Below are 19,667 nucleotides of genomic sequence, written 5' to 3' on the forward strand. Positions count from 1 at the left end.
GGGCGTGACGGTTAATCATCGGTTAATCGCCATCCACCATTGTGCCCACACTTGCACAGGGACAAGGCTCCTCCATGCGTCATTTTTTTCTTTTGTTTGTACTGCTGATCTCCGGCCTGGCCCAGGCGGGAAACAACCCATTCGAGACCAAACCGGAGTTTCTGCCGGTCGACAAAGCCTTCGTGCTCACCTCCGAACGCCTTGAGTCCGGGGAAACCCAGCTGTTCTGGCAAATCACCGACGGCTATTACCTGTACCAGAAACGCCTGAAATTCGACGGTTTGACGGCCGAGCAGCAGCCTGTGCTGCCCGAGGGCGAGTCGCACAGTGACGAGTTCTTCGGTGAACAACCGGTGTATCGCCAAGGGCTGGAGGTGAAAGTCCCGGCCTCGGCCAGCGGTCAGATCAAGGTCAGTTACCAGGGCTGCGCCGATGCCGGCCTGTGTTATCCGCCGCAGACCCGGGTCATCGATCTGGGTGGCGAAGCGACGCCAACGACCAGCACTGAAGCACCGGATCAGGCCCTGGCCAGCAGCCTGCAACAACGGGCGCTGGGCTGGAGCCTGCTGGTGTTCTTCGGCCTCGGTCTGTTGCTGGCGTTTACCCCGTGTTCGTTGCCGATGCTGCCGATTTTGGCGGGCATGATTGTCGGCAGCGGTGCAACCCCACGCCGTGGTTTCGCCCTGGCCAGCAGCTATGTGATCTGCATGGCGCTGGTGTATGCAGCGATGGGGGTGATCGCTGCGCTGCTCGGCGCCAACCTGCAGGCGTGGCTGCAAAATCCATGGCTGCTCGGTGCATTTGCAGCAGTGTTCGTGGTGCTGGCGCTACCGATGTTTGGCTTCTTCGAATTGCAATTGCCGGTGGCCCTGCGTGACCGCCTCGAACACGCTTCGCGCAGTCGCAGCGGCGGCAGCCTGATTGGCGCCGGGGTGCTCGGCGCGTTGTCCGGTCTGCTGGTCGGTCCGTGCATGACCGCACCACTGGCCGGCGCTTTGCTGTACATCGCGCAGAGCGGCAATGCGCTGCACGGTGGCTTGATTCTGTTTGCGCTGGGCATCGGTATCGGGGTGCCGCTATTGCTGTTGGTGACCGTCGGCAATCGCTTCCTGCCAAAGCCTGGCGCGTGGATGAACCTGCTCAAGGGCATCTTTGGTTTCCTGTTCCTCGCGACCGCGTTGCTGATGCTGCGCCCGGTGCTGGACTCGTCACTGTGGCTGGGCCTGTGTGGCGCGCTGCTGCTGATCGCGGCGTTCTGTGCCTGGAAGCAATCGGACGGCTTCGGCCGGGTCGCCCAAGTGTTCGGCGCCAGTTCGTTGCTGCTCGGTCTGTGGGGCAGCCTGTTGCTGATCGGCGCTGCCGGTGGCAGTGACGACCCGTATCAACCGTTGCAGGTTTACAGCGCCGGGCGGGTCGCCAGCACCACGCCGAGCGGGCATGACGCGTTCACCACGATAAAGGATCCGGCCGCCCTGCTGCGCGAACTGGATAGCGCCAAGGCTCAAGGCCAGTGGGTGCTGCTCGATTACTACGCCGACTGGTGTGTGTCGTGCAAAGTCATGGAGAAACAGGTGTTCGGCAAGGACAAGGTCATGCAGGCGTTGAGCGATGTGCGCCTGCTGCGCCTCGACGTCACTGCCGACAATGCCGCCAGCCGCGAGCTGCTCGGCCGCTACAAAGTCCCGGGGCCACCGAGTTTTGTCTGGATCGGCACCGACGGCGAAGAACGACGTAGCCAGCGCATCACCGGTGAGGTGGATGCCGAGACGTTCCTGCAACGCTGGACCACCACCCGAGACGCCAATTAAATGCTGACGTTCACCCTCGGCACCTTTGCCATCGCGCTTAACCACCTGCTGCTGATCAGTGCCCTGGCGCTGGCGACCTTTGTCGGCTGGCGGGTGGCCAAGCGTGGCGGCGATAACCCCGAGTCGGCGCTGTTCAGCCTGTTTCTGCTGGGCATGCTCGCGGCACGCGTGGCGTTTGTCGCCCTGTACTGGGGCCACTATCGCAACGATCCGTGGCAGATCATCGACCTGCGCGATGGTGGATTCCTCGCCTGGCCGGGGGTGATCGTGCTGCTGCTCACCGCTCTCTATCGCGGCTGGCGTCGCCCGGGCCTGCGTCGGCCATTGGGGTTTGGCGTGGCCAGCGGCGTGCTGTTCTGGTTGTTGGCGACCCTGTCACTGAACATCTACGAACAAGGCACGCGCCTGCCGGAAATCACCCTGCGCAACGCCGCAGGCGAGACCATCCAGCTCAGCGACTATCAGGGCGGACCATTGGTGATCAACCTCTGGGCAACCTGGTGCCCACCGTGCCGGCGCGAGATGCCGGTGCTGGAAAACGCTCAACAACAACGCCCGGACCTGACCTTTCTGTTCGTCAATCAGGCCGAAAGCATGCAAAGCGTTGCCACCTTCCTGGAAACCCAGGGCCTGAGCCTGAACAACGTGCTGTTCGACCGCAGCGGTCGACTGGGTCAGGCCGTGGGCTCCATGGCGTTGCCGACTACGCTGTTCTATAGCCCTGACGGTCGCTTGCTGAGCAGTCATCTGGGCGAACTGTCGAACGCCAGCCTGGCCCGCGCCCTGGAAAATTTCGACATCCCGAATCCAACCGCCGCACCGGCCACCTCTGCAAGGAAACTGCCATGCCCCGCCTCCGCCACCTGCTGACGCTGACTCTGGGCACTGCCCTGCTGCACCTGCCGTCGGTGCAGGCCGCCGAAGAATTGCCCGCCGCGATCAAGCAGATCGAAGCCAAGGGCGCAAAAATCGTCGGCCAGTTCGACGCCCCGGACGGCTTGCGTGGTTATGCGGCGCAGTACCAGAACCGTGGCATGGCGTTGTACCTGACGCCGGACGGGAAACACGTGCTGCTCGGCAATCTGTACGACGCCGACGGCAAGGATCTGAGCAGCGAGCCGTTGCAGAAACTGGTCTATGCGCCGATGGCCAAGGAAATCTGGGGCAAGTTCGAAGCCAGCAACTGGATTCAGGACGGCAACAAGGACGCGCCGCGCACCGTGTACCTGTTCAGCGATCCCAACTGTCCGTACTGCAACATGTTCTGGGAACAGGCGCGACCATGGGTCAAGGCCGGCAAGGTGCAGCTGCGGCACATCATGGTCGGGATCATCCGCGAAGACAGCCCGGCGAAATCCGCCGCGCTGCTGGCGGCGAAAGATCCGGCCAAGGCCCTGGAAAATCACGAAAAGGCCGGCAAGGCCAGCACCCTGAAGCCGTTGAAAGACATTCCAAAAGCGGTGCAGACCAAACTGGCCGCCAACATGCAGTTGATGGAAGACCTGGAACTGCAGGCGACGCCGGCGATTTTCTACATGGATGACAAGGGTGAGCTGCAACAGCAGCAAGGCGCGCCTTCGCCGGAGAAACTGGCGAAAATTCTCGGGCCAAAGTGAGTCCGGCTTCTTTATTGCCTGATCGGGCCTCTTCGCGAGCAAGCCCGCTCCCACAGGGATCACCGCGGTCACTGTGGGAGCGGGCTTGCTCGCGAAAAGAACGATGACACGGTTTAGCGGTTGCGCTCAGCCAAAAAAGTAAACAACACCTCGCTCACAAACTGCGGATTCTCCAGGCTGGAAATATGCCCCGCCTCCGGCACCAGCACCCACGGGCAACCGATCAATTCAGCCATTTCCTGTGCCTCCGACGGCGGTCGCGGTTTGTCCTGATCGCCGCACAGCACCAGGGTGGTCGCGGCATTCAGTTCGCCCAGGCGCGGCAACAGATCATCACGACTGAAGGTGATACGCCCCATCGGCACGATGCTTTCGCGCAGGCGATCCGCGGTGTAGGCCGCCAGTTTGGCGCGGAAGTCCTGATACAGCGCCGACTGCGGATCGATGCCCGGGCGGAAGAAGATCGGCACCACGATGTCGAGCAACTGAGGCGCAATCTCGCCGCTTTCCTCGATTTGCTTGAACAGCGAGAAATAGTACTGACGGGTTGGCTCAGGCTCGACGCCGACGTAGGTGTCGAGCAGTACCAGACCGTTGATCCGCTGCGGTGCCGACAACGCCAGACGCACGCCCCACATGCCGCCGACTGACAGCCCCGCCAGCGTTATCTGCTCGATCTGCAGGTGGTCGAGCAAGGCCTCGACCTGCCGCGCGATGTCATCCAGCGAGGTGGTGCCTTGCGGCAAGCGCCCGGATTCGCCGTGGCCCCACAGGTCCAGCGCAATCACCCGGTAGTGCGGCGACAGCGCAGCGATCTGCGGCGCCCACATGGCCGTGTCCCACAGATAACTGCCCGCCAGCAACACGGCCGGGCCGGTGCCTTGATCAATGTAGTGCAGCGCTTGTCCGTCAACCGTGAAGAAAGGCATCGACCACCCCCGAGACAAAAAAGAGAACCGGCAGACTGAGCTGCCGGTTGTTGATCGTCAACCGTGTAAATGTCTGAAAATGTGCCGCCCCAATCGCGAGCAGGCTCGCTCCCACAGGGGATCTGTGATCGACACAAAACCCATGTGGGAGCGAGCCTGCTCGCGAAGGGGCCGGTACAGACGCCGAAGATTACAAGCCCTCCAGCTCCGCCATCAGATCATTCAAGCGATCCACCTTGTCCTCGGTCATGTCACTCGCCGCCAGGCCTTCGATGTACTCGGCCAGTTCCTGCACCGTGCTGCACTCGAACATCGCCCGCAGCGGCACATCGCGCTGCAGGGTTTTCTGCACCCGCGAGGCGATCTGCGTAGCCAGCAACGAATGCCCGCCCAACTCGAAGAAGTTGTCGCGCACACCGACCTTGTCGACCTTGAGCACCTCGGCCCAGATGTCGGCCAGGGTCTGCTCCAGTTCGTTGCGCGGGGCCAGGTAATCCTGGCTCTGCAACTGACCGATCTCCAGCGCCGGCAAGGCCTTGCGGTCGAGTTTACCGTTGGCGTTGTGCGGCAGCTGATCGAGCCACAACCAGTGCAGCGGCACCATGTATTCCGGCAGTTCGCTGCGCAGGCGTTGCTTGATCCGCTCCAGACGTTCGCTCGGGTTGAGCGCCGAATCCGCCTCGACCAGATAGCCGACCAAGTGCTTGCCATTCACGCCTTCCTGCACGCCGACCGCCGCATCGCGGACTTCCGGCTGTTCATGCAGACGCGCTTCGATTTCACCCAGTTCGATGCGGTAACCGCGAATCTTCACCTGATGGTCGACCCGGCCAACGTACTCCAGCACCCCGTCACTGCGCCGCCGCGCGAGGTCACCGGTGCGATACAGACGCTCGCCCGGCGCGCCGAACGGGTTCGGCACAAATACCGGCGCGGTGCGCAGCGGATCGCTGACGTAACCGCGACCGACACCGGTCCCGGCCACGCACAACTCACCCACCGCGCCCAGCGGCACCAGTTCCAGCGCGCCATCGACCAGATACAGCAAGTTGTTGTCGGTCGGCGTACCGATCGGCAAATAGCTGCCGCGAGTCGAAGCCATGTCCACACGGAAGAACGCCACGTCATCGGAGCATTCCGCCGGGCCGTAAGCGTTGACCAGACCGATCTGCGGATAACGCAGCAGCCATTGGTGCGCGAGTTCCGGCGGCATGGCTTCACCGGTCGGCAGCATCCAGCGCAGACCATCGAGGCTCAGGCGATCAGAAGAGAGCATGCCTTGAATCAGCGACGGCACACTCTCGAGCACGGTGATGCCCTGCGCTTGCACATGCATCAGCAACCCCTGCGGATCGTGAGCGATAGTGTTCGGCACAATGTCCACCCGCGCCCCGAACAACGGTGCGGCGAGGAACTGCCAGACCGAAATATCGAAGCTTTGCGAAGCGGTCTGCGCGATCACGTCGGCGTCCGTCAGTTGCAGGTACGGCACCTTGCTCAACTGGTTGTTGAGCATGCCGCGCTGCTCGACCATCACGCCTTTCGGCAACCCGGTCGAACCCGAGGTGTAGATCACGTAGGCCAGGTTGTCTGGACCGCTGTGGATACCGAGGTTTTCGGCGCTAGTCGCAGCAGCCTGAATCTCCTCCCAGACCAACAGCCGTGGACGGTTGGCGCAGCTGAACTCATCGAGCAAAGTCTGCGCCTGTTGGCGGCAGGCTTCGCTGCACACCAGCACTGGCGTGCGGCTCAGTTCGATGATGCGTTGCAGACGCTGGCTCGGCAGGCCCGGATCCAGCGGCAGGTAACCGGCACCGGCCTTGAAGCTGCCGATGATCATCCCCAAAAGATCCAGATTACGTTCGGCCAGCAACGCTACCGGTTGATCCAACTGCACCCCGGCGGCGGCCAGTGCATGGCCGAGGCGGTTGGCGTTGAGGTTGAGCTCGGCATAGCTCAGTTGCTGATCAAGGCACGTGGCGGCGATGCGCTGCGGATGCGCCGCGACCTGCGCTTCGAACAACGCCACGTAGCTCTGCTCCAGCGGATAATCGTGCGCGCTCTGGTTGCAGCCGTGCAGCAGGAAGTCCTGCTCATCAAAGCCCAGCAGCGGCAGGTCAGCCATGTCGCCATGGAAGCCATCGACCAGTGCCAGCAGCAGGCGCTTGAACTCGGCGAGCATGCGCTCGATCGTCGATTCGTCGAAATAGCGCTGGTCGTACGACAGGTGCAGACCGAGGTCATCGCCCGGGTAGCACACCGCCGTCAGCGGGAAGTTGGTGTGGGTTCGACCGGAGTCAGAAGTCGCGTTGAGGCTCTGCGCACGGTCCAGCACCGAGACTTCCACCGGCGCGTTCTCGAACACGAACAGACTGTCGAACAGCGGCTGGCCTTTCGGCAATTCGCTCTGCTCCTGAATGTTTACCAGCGGCAGGTATTCGTACTCGCGCAGTTGCATGTTGCTGTCGAGCAAAGCGCTCAGCCACTGCCGCACACTGCTGCGCTGATCGTCCTCAGGCATTTTCACCCGCAGCGCAATGCTGTTGATGAACAGGCCGACGGTGCGTTGCATCTCCGGCATTTCCACCGGGCGCCCGGCCACGGTTACGCCGAACAGCACGTCGCGATCACCGCTCAGGCGGCGCAGCACCAAGGCCCATGCCGCTTGAGCGAAGGTGTTAATGGTCAGTTGATGGGCCTGGGCCAGCTCGCGCAGCCGGACGCCATCTTCAACGTTGAGACGGGTGTAGCGGTCGCCAACGATCATGCCGCCGCTTTCGCCCGCGTGTTCGCGCAGGAACGGCCGGTCGCTCGGGATCGGCGTGGTGCGTTCGAAACCTTGCAGGTTCTGCTGCCACCACTGGCGTGCCTCGGCCAGGCTCTGGCGTTGCAGCCAGCCGATGTAGTCGCGGTAACGTGGCGGCAGCGACAACTGTGCGTCGCGACCTTCACCGAGAGCAGTGTAGATCTCGAAGAAATCGTTCATCAGCAGCGAACGGCACCAGGCATCGATCAGGATGTGGTGGTTACTCATCATGAACCAGTAACGCGCTGCGCCGACCTTGATCAAACGCAGGTGGAACGGTGCCTGATTGAGCAGATCGAACCCGGCCTCGCGCTCGTTTTTCAGCAGCGCTTGCAGCTTCGGTTCTTGCTCGTCCTCGGCAACGGCGCTCCAGTCCAGGTACTCGATCGGCGTGCGACCCGGGGTGTGGATCACTTGCAGCATGTCCTCGCCGACGTTCCAGCAGAACGATGCACGCAGCGCTTCATGACGGGCGACCACCGCTTGCCAGGCCTGGGCGAAACGCTCGGGATCGAGCTCGCTGTTGATACGGTAGCGATCCTGCATGTAGTACAGACCGGTGCCCGGTTCGAGCAAGGTGTGCAGCAACATGCCTTCCTGCATCGGTGTCAGCGGGTAGACATCTTCGATCTGCGCCGCCGGCACCGGCAGTGCATCGAGTTGCGCCTGGGTCAGTTTCGCCAGCGGGAAGTCCGACGGCGTCAGGCCACCGGCCGTGTCTTGCAGGCAATGTTCGATCAGGCTTTGCAGCTCGCCGAGGTAGGCGTCGGCCAGATCGTTGATGGTTTGCGCCTCGTAGCGCTCGGCACTGAAAGTCCAGCGCAGCAGCAGTTCGCCGCCGTACACCTGACTGTCGATGCTCAACTCGTTGGGCAACGGCGCTTGCGGATCGTGGGCCGCACCGACCGGCTCGTCCAACGGACGGAACAGCGCATCGCTGGCGAAACTCTGGTCGAACTGGCCGAGGTAGTTGAAGGTCACCGGAGCATTCGGCAACGCCGCCATGCTGCGCTGACTGAGGTCATCGGCCAGATAACGCAACACGCCATAACCGAGGCCTTTGTGCGGTACCGCGCGCAGTTGCTCCTTGATCGCCTTGATCGAAGCGCCCTGCCCGGCGGCCTCTTCGATGTTGTGCGGGGTCAGGCGTAATGGATAGGCGCTGGTGAACCAGCCGACGGTGCGGGTCAGGTCGATCTCGTCGAACAGCGTTTCGCGGCCGTGGCCTTCCAGTTGAATCAGTGCCGACGGCTGACCGCTCCAACGGCACAGCACACGGGCCAGCGCGGTCAACAGCAGGTCATTGACCTGCGTGCGGTAGGCCCGCGGCGCCTGTTGCAGCAGTTGTTGGGTACGCTCGGCATCGAGGCGCACGCTGACGGTTTGCGCGTGACGATTCTGTTGTCCGCCCTGCGGGTTTTCGCACGGCAGATCGGCGTTCGATCCGGCCAGTTGGGTTTGCCACCAGTTCAGTTCTTCACGCAGTGATTCGCTGCCTGCGTAAGCCTGCAAACGTGCCGCCCAGTCCTTGAAGGCACTGGTTTTCGCCGGCAGTTTTACCGACTGTTCGGCTTCGAGCTGGCGGTACACGGTTTGCAGATCGTCGAGCAAGACGCGCCACGACACACCGTCGACCACCAAGTGGTGAATCGCAATGAACAGGCGTTGCTGACCTTCGGGACCATCCACCAGCAAGGCGCGCAGCAGCGGGCCGTTCTGCAGATCGAGACTGCGCTGGGCATCAGCGAACAGCGCTGCGCACTTGTCCATCGCCGCCACCCGCACCTGCCACAACACCTCGGCGTCGGACACCGGTTGATGCGTTGCCTGCCATTGATCGTTGACCTGGGTGAAGCGCAGACGCAGGGCGTCGTGCTGTTCGATCACTGCCAGCAGCGCCTGCTCCAGACGATGCGGTTCCAGCGCCACTGTCGGCTCCAGCAGCAGCGCCTGGTTCCAGTGCTGACGCTCGGGAATATCAATGTCGAAGAACCAGTGCTGAATCGGCGTCATCGCCGACTCACCGAGCACCAGTCCCTGCTCGGCAGTGACTTGCTCGCTGCGGCTGGCGACAGCGGCGAGGGTCTGCACCGTCTGATGCTGGAACAGATCCCGCGGGCTGAAATGAATGCCCTGCTGCCGCGCACGACTGACCACCTGAATCGACAGAATCGAGTCGCCGCCGAGTTCGAAGAAGTTGTCGTTGAGACCGACCTGCTCGACGTTGAGCACCTCGCACCAGATCTGCGCCAGGATCTGCTCCAGCTCATTGCTCGGCGCGACGTAGTGCTGACGGTTCAGCTCGGGATCCGGTGCCGGCAAGGCGCGGCGGTCGAGTTTGCCATTGGCGGTCAGCGGCATGCTCGCCAGCAGGATCAGGTGCGTCGGCACCATGTAATCCGGCAGTTGTGCCTTGAGGTGCGACCTCAGTGCTTCACGCAGTTCGGCCTGTTGCGCTTCGCCTTGCTCGGCAACTTCGCTGACCAGGTAGCCCACCAGTTGCTTGCCGCTCGGCGCATCCAGCGCCAGCACCACCGCTTCGCGGATCGAAGCGTGATCGAGCAGACGGGTTTCGATCTCACCCAGCTCGATACGGAAACCGCGGATTTTCACCTGATGGTCGATCCGGCCCAGGTATTCCACCAGACCATCGGCGCGCTGGCGCACCAGATCGCCGGTGCGGTACATGCGCCCGCCATCGGCGGCAAACGGGTCAGCCACGAAGCGCTCAGAGCTGATGCCCGGACGGTCGTGATACCCCTGCGCCAGACCGGCGCCGCCGACGAACAACTCACCGGTCGCGCCTTGCGGTACCAACGCCAGATCGGCGTCGAGAATGTACGCCACGCGGTCACCGATCACGCTGCCGATCGGCACGCTGCCGGCGCCCTCTTCCAGCACTTCCGGGGCGAGACTGGCCAGTGGCATGACCACGGTTTCAGTCGGGCCATAGGCGTTGAAGAACAGGCTTGGTTTGAACGCGGCGCGAATCCGTTGCAGGTGCTCGCCAGTCAGCGCTTCGCCGCCGGTGATGATCATCCGCACCGGCAGAGTTTCATTCTGCGTGGCGAGGAACTGCGCCAGCTGGCTGCCGTAGCTCGGGGTGAAGCCGAGCACATTGATCCGATGGGTGCGGATCAACCCGCAGATTTCTTCCGCATCCCACTGCCCTTGCGCTCGCAGCACCACTTGCGCGCCGCTGAGCAACGGCACCAGCAGACGCTCGGTGGCGGCGTCGAAGTTGATCGAATAGAAGTGCAGTTCGCAGTCGTCCGGACGCATGCCGAAACGTTCGATCACGGCCTGGCAATGCATGGCGATTTCACCGTGGGACACCACCACGCCTTTCGGCTTGCCGGTCGAACCCGAGGTGTAGATCAGGTACGCCTGATGCTGCGGCAGGCTGATAAAGGGCAGCTCAGTGGCCGGGTAATCCGCCAGCGCCGCGCTGTCATCTTCCAGGCACCAGCGCGCCACGCTCGACGGCAAATCACCGAGGGCAGTGAACATCGCCCGGTCGCTGAGCAGCAGACCGATGCGGCTGTCTTCGATCATGTAGTGCAGGCGATCGAGCGGATATTCCGGGTCCAGCGGCACATAAGCGCCGCCGGCCTTGAGAATCGCCAGCAGGCCGACGACCATTTCCAGCGAACGCTCCAGCGCCAGACCGACCCGCACTTGCGGGCCTACACCACGCTCGCGCAAGGCCCAGGCCAGGCGATTGGCGCGAGCGTCGAGTTCGGCGTAGCTCAGGGTCTGCCCGGCGAAAGTCAGGGCCGGGGCATCTTTGCGCGCCAGCGCCTGCTCGGCGAACAGGTGATGGATGCACTGATCGAGACGACGTTCGCCCGGTTCAACGCCGAGGCTGTCGAGCAACCGCTGTTGTTCAGTCGGGTCGAGCAGCGGCAATTGGCTCAGACGCTGTTGCGGATCGGCGATCAACGCTTCCAGCAGGTTGCGCCAATGCTTGGCCATACGCGCAATGGTCGGTTCATCGAACAGATCGGTGCTGTAGGTCAGGCAGCAACCGAGGCGATGGTCGAGGTCGGTGACTTCCAGGTTGAGGTCGAACTTGGTCGCCCGCGCATCGTTGGCCAGGTACTCGACGGTCATCCCGGCGAGCATGCGGCTCTGCTGGAATTCCCAGCGCTGCACGTTGCACATCACTTGGAACAACGGGTTGTACGCCGCACTGCGCGGCGGTTGCAGCGCTTCGACCAGATGATCGAACGGCAGGTCCTGATGCGACTGGCCTTCGATAACGGTATGGCGCACTTGCTCGAACAATTCGCCGACCGACATCTGGCCGTCGAGCTGGCAACGCAACACCTGAGTGTTGAGGAATGCGCCGATCAGCCCTTCGCTTTCCGGACGAATCCGGTTGGCCACCGGCGCGCCGATGCGCAGGTCGGTCTGGCCGCTGTAGCGGTAGAGCAAGGTGGCGAGCGCAGCGGTCATGGTCATGAACAGGGTCAGACCGTTTTGCGCATTGAACGCACGGACGCGAGCGGCGAGATCGTCGCTCAGATCGAAACGGAACAGTTCGCCCTGATGGCTTTGCACCGGCGGACGCGGACGGTCGCCGGGCAGTTCCAGCAACGGATGTTCGCGACCCAGTTGCGCGGTCCAGTAGTCGAGCTGGCGCTGACGTTCACCTGACTCCAGCCACTGCCGTTGCCAGACGCTGTAATCCAGGTACTGCACCGGCAACGCTTCAAGCGGCGAATCGCGGTCATCGACGAACGCTTCGTACAGCGCGCTGAGCTCGCGGGCAAAAATATCCATCGCCCAGCCTTCGGTGACGATGTGATGCAGGGTCAGCACGAAGTAATGCTCGTGCTCGGCGGTCTTCACCAGACAGGCGCGAAGCAGCGGGCCGCTTTCCAGGTCGAACGGCAGATGCGCTTCGTCATCGGCCAGTTGCTGGACCTGCTGCTCACGCTGGTCAGCCGGCAGTTTCGAGAAGTCCTTCCAGCCCATGCGCACGCCGGTCTCGGCATGCACCTGTTGACGGGCCACGCCATCGACGCTCGGGAACGTGGTGCGCAGGGTTTCGTGGCGCAGGATCAACGCCTGCAAGGCTGCCTCGAAATGCTCGACGTGCAACACGCCGCGCAGGCGCGCCATGCCGCCGACGTTGTACGCCGGGCTGTCCGGTTCCATCTGCCAGAGGAACCACATGCGTTGCTGCGAATAGGACAGCGGTACGGCTTGGCGGCGATCGACTTTGGCAATCGGCGGCTGTTGGTTGGTCTGGCCGCTGGCCTGGATCAGGCGGATCTGCTCGGCGAAATCGCCGAGTTCGCTGTGCTCGAACAAGGCGCGCAACGGCAACTCGACGTCACAGGCCTGACGGCTACGCGAGATGATTTGTGTGGCCAGCAACGAGTGCCCGCCGAGGGCGAAGAAGTCGTCGCGCAGACCGATCCGTGGCAGACCCAGCACTTCGCGCCAGATCGCGGCGATCTGTTGTTCCAGCTCGGTGACCGGTTCGATATGCTCACGCACTTGCCACTGCGGCTCGGGCAAGGCGCGACGGTCGAGCTTGCCGCTCGGGCTCAGGGGCATTGCGTCCAGGCGCATCAGTTGCGCCGGGACCATGTATTCCGGCAGTTCGCCGGCCAGCGCGGTTTTCAGGCGGGCGATATGCACGTGCTGATCTTCGCTGGCATCGACAGCGGTGAAGTAGCCGATGAGTTGCGCGCCGGCTGCGGTGTCGCGCACCAGCACCACGGCTTGAGCGACGCCGTCCTGGGCCAGCAGCCGCGCCTCGATTTCTTCCGGTTCAACGCGGAAGCCACGCAGTTTGACCTGCTGATCGAGACGCCCGAGGTATTCGATCACGCCGTCCGAGGTCCAACGTGCACGGTCGCCGGTGCGGTACAAACGTGCGCCCTGCTCGCCCAACGGGTCGACTACAAAGCGCTCGGCCGTCAGCGCCGGGCGACCGAGGTAACCCCGGGCCAGACCGATGCCGCTGATGCACAGTTCACCCGGCACACCGGCCGGCACGGGATTGAGATCGGCGTCGAGCACGCGGCAGATCACATTGCCCAGCGGCCGGCCAATCGGCGAACGCTCGCCGTCGGCCGTGGTGCAGTGCCAGTGGGTGACGTTGATCGCGGTTTCGGTCGGGCCGTAACGGTTGTGCAGTTGCACCGCCGGCAGCTGCGCCAGCACGCGGTTGCGCAGTTCCGCCGGCAGCGCTTCACCGCCGGAGAATAACCGGCGCAGGCTGGTGCATTCGGCGCTCAGCGGCTCATCGATGAACAGCGCGAGCAGCGGCGGCACGAAGTGCAGCGTAGTCACGCCGTACTGCTGAACCAACTGCGCGATGCGATGCGGATCGCGGTGTTCACCGGGGCCGGCGATCAACAGACGCGCGCCAGTGATCAGCGGCCAGAAGCACTCCCACACCGACACGTCGAAACTGATCGGCGCCTTTTGCATCAACACGTCGCTGTCGTTCAGGCGATAGCTGTTCTGCATCCACTGCAGCCGTTCGGCCAATGCGGCGTGGGTGTTACCGACGCCTTTCGGTTGACCAGTGGAGCCGGAGGTGTAAATCACGTAGGCGAGATTGTCGCCGTGCAGGTGCAGACCCGGTGCCTGACTGGGCCAGTTTTCCAGGTGCAACGCGTCCATGGCGATCACGCTGACGCCGTCACTGGCTGGCAGACGGTCGAGCAATGCAGTCTGAGTCAGCAGCAGCTCGACACCGCTGTCGCTGAGCATGTAGGCCAGACGGTCGGCCGGGTAATCCGGGTCCAGCGGCACATAAGCGCCACCGGCCTTGATGATCGCCAGCAGGCCGATCAACAGTTGTGGCGAACGCTCGGCTGCAATTGCCACGCACACATCCGGGCCGACGCCTTTATCGCGCAGATAGTGCGCGAGGCGGTTGGCCTGGGCGTGCAATTCGGCAAAATCGAGACTGCCGCCGTCCCACACCAGCGCGGTGCGTTCCGGAGTCTGGCGCGCCTGTTCGTTGAGCAATTCCGGTAGCCAGTGTTGCGCCGGGGTGCACGGGGCGACGCTCCACGCTTGTTGCTGTTCCTGCTCGCACGGAGTCAGCAATGGCAGGTCGCCGATCGCCTGTTGCGGTTGTTCGCAGACGGCGCGCAGCAGATTGCTGAAGTGTTCGGCCAGACGCTCGATGGTCGCCGCGTCGAACAGTTCATCGGCGTAGTCGAAGGACAGGGTCAAGCGCCCGTTGCGATCTTCTTCGCTGTGCAGTTGCAGGTCGAACTTGGCTTCGCGGCTGTGCCACGGCAGTTCTTCGGCGAGCAGGCCCGGCAGGCGCTTGAGCGCACTCAAGTCGCGTTGCTGGTGGTTGAACATGACCTGGAACAGACCCTGTTCACGGGCCTGCGGGAACGCTTCGAGCAGTTGCTCGAACGGCAGATCCTGATGGGCCTGAGCACCCAGTGCAGCCTCGCGGGTCTGCGCCAGCAACTCGACAAACGACAGCCGCGAATCAACCTCGGCACGCAGCACCTGGGTGTTGATGAAGAACCCGATCAAGCCCTGGGTTTCCAGGCGCGGACGGTTGGCGTTGGGGATACCGATGCGGATATCGCGCTGACCACTGTAACGGTGCAGCAGGCTCTGGAAGGCCGAGAGCAACAGCATGAACGGCGTCGATTGATGCGCCTGCGCAGTCTGCTTGATCGCATCACTGAGGCTGACGCCAAGGCGCACACTGTGGCGCGCGGCGCTGTGCAATTGTCTGGCTGAACGCGGGTGGTCGGTGGCCAGTTCCAGCACCGGATGTTCGTCGCCCAGCCGGGCTTTCCAGTACGCCAGTTGCCGCTCGCCCTCGCCTTGCGCCAGCCACTGGCGCTGCCAACTGCCGTAGTCGGCGTATTGGGTGGGCAGCGGCGCGAGTTCGGCGCGCTGGCCTTGGAATGCCGCAGCGTACAGGCGCGAGAATTCGTCGATCAGCACGTTCAGCGACCAGCCGTCGGCGATGATGTGGTGCAGCGTCACCAGCAACTGGTGATCTTCGTCGTCGAGACGCACCAGCGTCACCCACAGCAGCGGGCCTTTTTCCAGGTCGAACTGGGTGCGAGCTTCGTCCTCGCGGATCTGTTGCGCGCGGGCTTCACGCTCGTGCGCCGGCAGGTCGCTGATGTCGATCAGTTGCAGGTTGAATTCAGGTGCGGCGTCGACTTGTTGCAGCGCCACACCGTCGCGTTCGAAGAAACGCGTGCGCAGCGATTCGTGGCGTTCGATCAGTTGCTGGAAGCTGGTGCGCAGCGCATCCTCGTCCAGTTCGCCACGCAGACGCAGGGCGCCGGGGATGTTGTAGGCGCTGCTGTGCGGGTCGAGTTGCCAGGTGATCCAAAGTCGGTTTTGCGCCAGCGATTGCGGCAGTGCTTCGCTGCGCGACAAGGCGTTGATTGCGTCTTGGGCGTTACCGCCATCCTGTTGCTGCTGCGCCACGGCAGCGGCGAATGCCGACAGGGTCGGTGCTTCGAACAACAGGCGCAGGTTCAGCTCCAGGCCCAGTTCTTCGCGCACCTTGGCGATCACCTGAGTTGCCGCAATCGAGTTGCCGCCGAGCAGGAAGAAGTGGTCGTCGGCGTTGACCTGTTTGAGGTTGAGTTGCTCGGCCCAGATCTTGCCAATCAGCGCTTCCAGCTCGGAAGCTGCCAGGGTCGACTCGGTACTTTGCAGCTCGGCGGAGGGGAACACCGCGTAGCTGTCGAGGCTGCCATCGGCCAGACGATTGCGGCACGCCGAGCGTTGCAGCTTGCCGCTGGACGTCTTCGGCAGCGCGCCCGGGTTGAGCAGCACCACCACGTTCGGCGCCTCTTGATAGGCCTCGGCCACCGCTTGGCGAATAGCTTTGATCAGCGCTTCGGGCGGCAGGATTTTCTGCACGCTGCGGCTGATTTCTGCGGCGATGCCAATGCCTTCTTCACCGCCTTGAGTGACCGCGAATGCCGCGACGCGACCTTTGCGCACCACCTCCACTTCGTTCTCGACGGTCTTCTCGATGTCCTGCGGATAGAGGTTGTGGCCACGCACGATCAGCATGTCTTTCAGGCGCCCGGTGATGAACAGTTCACCGTCGCGGATGAAGCCCAGATCGCCAGTGCGCAGCCAGGTGCGACCGGCGTGCTGGACAAAGGTCTTGGCGCTGGCCTCGGGGTTGCGCCAGTAGCCGTGAGCGATGCTCGGCCCGGCGGCCCAGACTTCACCGACCGCATTGTCATTGAGTTCTTGCAGGCTGCCCGGATCGACGATCAGCACCGCGTGCTCAGGCTGGCTGATGCCGCAACTCATGATCGGGCTGCCGTCACCCGGCTCGGCGCGATTTTGCGCCAGCGCCAGATCGTCGACACGCAGCGCAGGAATGCCCGTGCCGCGCGGTGTGCCGGCAACAAACAGGGTCGCCTCGGCCAGACCATAGGAGGCCATGAAGCTGTCTTCGCTGAAGCCGCACGGGGTGAACTTCTCGGCGAAGCGCTCAAGGGTATCGAGACGGATCGGTTCGGAGCCGGAATAGGCCACGCGCCAGCGGCTCAGGTCGAGGCGCTCCAGTGCTGATTCGCTGACCCGCTCGCTGCACAAACGATAGGCGAAATCCGGCCCGCCGCTGATGGTGCCGCCGTATTGGCTGATCGCTTCAAGCCAGCGCAACGGGCGACCAAGGAAGTACGCGGGTGACATCAGGATGCACGGTACGCCGCTGAAAATCGGCTGGAGTAATCCGCCGATCAGACCCATGTCGTGGTACAGCGGCAGCCAGCTGACGATCACATCGTCGGGGTTCACGTCGATGCCGAAACCGTGGCGGATCAGCAGCTCGTTGGCCACCAGATTACCGTGGCTGACCTGCACGCCTTTGGGCAGCGCGGTGGAGCCGGAGGTGTATTGCAGGAAGGCGATGTGGTCTGCGGGCAAAGTCGGTTCGACCCAGCGCTCGGCCTGGGCGTTGTCGAGGGTATCGACGCACAGCAACGGCGGCGCGCCGTCGATTTGCTGCAAGGCATCGCGCAGGTCGGCACTGGTCAGCAGCAGACGCGGTTCGGCGTCGGCAATGATCGACAGCAGGCGTTCCTGATGATGACGACGGGCGGACTCCGGCGGATAGGCCGGCACGGCGATAACCCCGGCGTACAGACAACCGAAAAACGCCGCGACGTAATCCGCGCCGCTGGGAAACAGCAGCACCGCGCGATCACCGAATTCAGCCTGGGCCTGCAACGCGGCAGCAATGGTCCGCGCGCGTTGATCGAGTTCGCGGTAACTGAGCACCACGCCCTGCTCCTCGGTTTCGGCGAGAAAGCGCAGGGCCAGGCGATCCGGCGTCTGTGCCGCACGGCGCTGGAGGGCTTGGACCAGAGTGCTGGGGAGTTCGAACGCGTCGGTCATGAGGTTTCCTGCCTGAATTCGGCTTGCTAAGTGGAATCGAGTTGCTGCGTCACGCCGGTCGAGGGCGTGCAGGGCGCGGTCTGTGCCGACCGCGCAAGGCATCGGAATGCTGTCTGGCCGGGGCTCGGTACCCGGAACCATTCACCAATGAGAACGGATGACGTCTTGAAATAATTAGTCGGCAGGCTGGATCGCCAACGGAGGCTGGGGTGTGGCGGTGTGTCGCAGTTCTCGATTCGCACCTTTACGGAGCATTAGTTCTCTTTCTCAATTGACAATCATTATCATTCAACATAATTTGTCGCTCGATGTGTAGGACGGCCTCGTCCCCTGGCGTCCCACTAACCTATTGGCAGCAAGGTGATTTCCATGACGGAACAAGTATCCACAAGCAGGTGCGATTCACCGCTACTTCAGGCCTTCGTCGACAATCGACTGATTCTGGTGAAGATCGCAGCGCGCATTACCGGCTGCCGTTCGCGCGCCGAAGACGTGGTGCAGGATGCGTTCTTCCGCTTGCAGTCGGCCCCGCCGATCACGTCGTCGATCAAGGCGCAATTGAGTTATCTGTTCCAGATCGTGCGCAACCTCGCCATCGATCACTACCGCAAACAGGCGCTGGAACAGAAGTACTCAGGCCCGGAAGAGGAAGGGTTGAATGTGGTCATTCAGGGCGCTTCGCCGGAAACCTCGCACATCAATTTCTCGACGCTGGAACACATCGCCGACGCGCTGACCGAACTGCCCAGCCGCACCCGCTACGCCTTCGAGATGTACCGTCTGCACGGCGTGCCGCAAAAGGACATCGCCAAGGAACTCGGCGTCTCGCCAACCCTGGTCAATTTCATGATTCGCGATGCGCTGGTGCACTGCCGCAAGGTGTCGGGCAGTCGTGGGGGTGCGGCTTCGATGGGTCGTCGCTAAGCCCTGAATTCGGCGTCAAGCCATTCGCGAGCAAGCCCGCACCCACATTTGACCGGCGTACACAGGTCGATGTGGGAGCGGGCTTGCTCGCGAAGGCAGACTTGAAACCGCAATAGATCCCAGGCCTTGTCACTTCAGGCCAGCTTGCACCGATCAAAAAACCGCTCACGCCCCAGAATCATCAACGCCGCGCGCTTGTGCGGAAAGTCGAATTCCTTCTCGCAGTGGAAGCACTGATTCTGCATGTGGCCGATCATCTTCGCGTTGTCGGCACGCGGTTCGGCGACCACGCGCTGGGTACGCGGATCATCCAGAAACAGATAGTGCACCAGCGCCGACAACCAGCTCGCGACCTTGTGCGGGCCACGGTGATTCTCTTCCCCCACCAGCATGTGAATGCCACGGTCGTAATTGTCGACATCATAGAACGGCGCGATACGGTCTTCCTTGGCCCAGTAGGCTTCGAAATAGGCAAACGGCTGATCGTCGAAACAGCCGATCAACGTCAGCGTGTGCGGATCGGCGTCGAGCTTGCTCAGGTATTCGCGATGCTGCTCAAGACTGCCCTCCTCCTGCCAGAAGCTGGCGACTCGCGGACTGTTCTGCCAGCGATTGAACCGCGCCAGATCCTGCTCGATCTCCAGCGTGCGCAGGGAAATCCACGCCCCGAGGCGTGCATCGAAACGTCGATAGACTTCACCGCGCGGCTTGACCGGGCGCTGCGGATGGCGCTTGCCCTGGCTGATCACCATTTGTTGCGGGTAGCTGCCGCTCAGCGATGTACCGAGCCATGGCTGCGGCAATTGCCAGAACAGGGTGCGCTCGCAACGGTATTCGCCGGCCACTTCGGTGTTGACCAGCAAGCCGCTGAGCAAGGCTTCGGTGGGTGGCTGATCCAGCTGCCAGAGCAATTGCTGGCGCTCCGGCTCACGGGCGAACAACCAGTAACAGGCAGCCCACAACGCCAGGCCGGGCGGCAGGGCAAAACGCTCATCGAGCTGAATCGGGCCGGTGCCGTCACGATTCAGACGCAAGCGAACCAGCGGTTGCCCGTCCAGGCTCAGGCTCAGACGGCTTTCAGTAGCATCGGCTACCAGTTCACTGCCCGAAGGCAAGGCCAGGGCAGTCAGGTCATTCAGATTGGACATGGGTCGGGCTCACGATAATCGTCGACAGTTCAACGATGGGACGTGAGCCGCAC

Annotated in this window: 7 protein-coding genes; 4 read left to right on the top strand and 3 right to left on the bottom strand. The window is 62.9% G+C overall.

From position 1 onward, the window contains the following. Positions 1-74 precede the first annotated feature (74 nt). Genes dsbD through dsbG form a run of 3 tightly spaced genes read left to right on the top strand, consistent with a single transcriptional unit; the run spans position 75 to position 3,424 of the window. Positions 75-1,808, top strand: a complete 1,734-nt coding sequence (dsbD, locus tag ACOYXI_RS10415) for a protein-disulfide reductase DsbD (protein ID WP_461674812.1) — start codon at positions 75-77, stop codon at positions 1,806-1,808. Continuing rightward, positions 1,809-2,678, top strand: a complete 870-nt coding sequence (locus ACOYXI_RS10420; protein ID WP_027613398.1) for a TlpA disulfide reductase family protein — start codon at positions 1,809-1,811, stop codon at positions 2,676-2,678. Then, the gene (gene dsbG, locus ACOYXI_RS10425) at positions 2,654-3,424 is read left to right on the top strand and encodes a thiol:disulfide interchange protein DsbG (RefSeq protein ID WP_461674813.1); all 771 of its coding nucleotides are present in this window, start codon (positions 2,654-2,656) and stop codon (positions 3,422-3,424) included. The genes ACOYXI_RS10420 and dsbG overlap by 25 nt, the downstream gene beginning before the upstream one ends. A 113-nt stretch (positions 3,425-3,537) precedes the next feature. On the opposite strand, the gene ACOYXI_RS10430 is transcribed toward dsbG, so the two are convergent. Both ACOYXI_RS10430 and ACOYXI_RS10435 read right to left on the bottom strand, forming a co-directional pair. After that, complete coding sequence (locus tag ACOYXI_RS10430) at positions 3,538-4,353, bottom strand: alpha/beta fold hydrolase (protein WP_027613400.1); 816 nt, start codon at positions 4,351-4,353, stop codon at positions 3,538-3,540. Positions 4,354-4,543: 190 nt separating this feature from the next. After that, positions 4,544-17,542, bottom strand: coding sequence for a non-ribosomal peptide synthetase (locus ACOYXI_RS10435; protein ID WP_461674814.1), 12,999 nt, complete (start codon positions 17,540-17,542; stop codon positions 4,544-4,546). A 369-nt stretch (positions 17,543-17,911) separates the two neighbouring features. On the opposite strand from ACOYXI_RS10435, the gene ACOYXI_RS10440 reads away from it, so the two are divergent. After that, positions 17,912-18,466 carry an RNA polymerase factor sigma-70 gene (locus tag ACOYXI_RS10440; RefSeq protein WP_134786992.1) on the top strand — a complete coding sequence of 185 codons (555 nt, stop codon included), beginning with the start codon at positions 17,912-17,914 and terminating at the stop codon, positions 18,464-18,466. A gap of 134 nt (positions 18,467-18,600) precedes the next feature. Here the strand turns inward: ACOYXI_RS10440 and ACOYXI_RS10445 are convergent, their stop codons facing one another. Beyond that, a complete protein-coding gene (locus ACOYXI_RS10445; RefSeq protein WP_135296278.1) occupies positions 18,601-19,614 on the bottom strand; it encodes a GNAT family N-acetyltransferase in 1,014 nt (337 codons plus the stop codon). Between the last annotated feature and the right edge of the window lie 53 nt (positions 19,615-19,667).

The organism is Pseudomonas sp. G3-19 (genome assembly GCF_054855875.1).

What these genes read in the sequence shown, in the direction of transcription:
- dsbD (WP_461674812.1), top strand. Translation starts at nt 75, where the DNA reads ATGCGTCATTTTTTTCTTTTGTTTGTACTGCTGATCTCCGGCCTGGCC.
- ACOYXI_RS10420 (WP_027613398.1), top strand. Translation starts at nt 1,809, where the DNA reads ATGCTGACGTTCACCCTCGGCACCTTTGCCATCGCGCTTAACCACCTG.
- dsbG (WP_461674813.1), top strand. Translation starts at nt 2,654, where the DNA reads ATGCCCCGCCTCCGCCACCTGCTGACGCTGACTCTGGGCACTGCCCTG.
- ACOYXI_RS10430 (WP_027613400.1), bottom strand. Translation starts at nt 4,353, where the DNA reads ATGCCTTTCTTCACGGTTGACGGACAAGCGCTGCACTACATTGATCAA.
- ACOYXI_RS10435 (WP_461674814.1), bottom strand. Translation starts at nt 17,542, where the DNA reads ATGACCGACGCGTTCGAACTCCCCAGCACTCTGGTCCAAGCCCTCCAG.
- ACOYXI_RS10440 (WP_134786992.1), top strand. Translation starts at nt 17,912, where the DNA reads ATGACGGAACAAGTATCCACAAGCAGGTGCGATTCACCGCTACTTCAG.
- ACOYXI_RS10445 (WP_135296278.1), bottom strand. Translation starts at nt 19,614, where the DNA reads ATGTCCAATCTGAATGACCTGACTGCCCTGGCCTTGCCTTCGGGCAGT.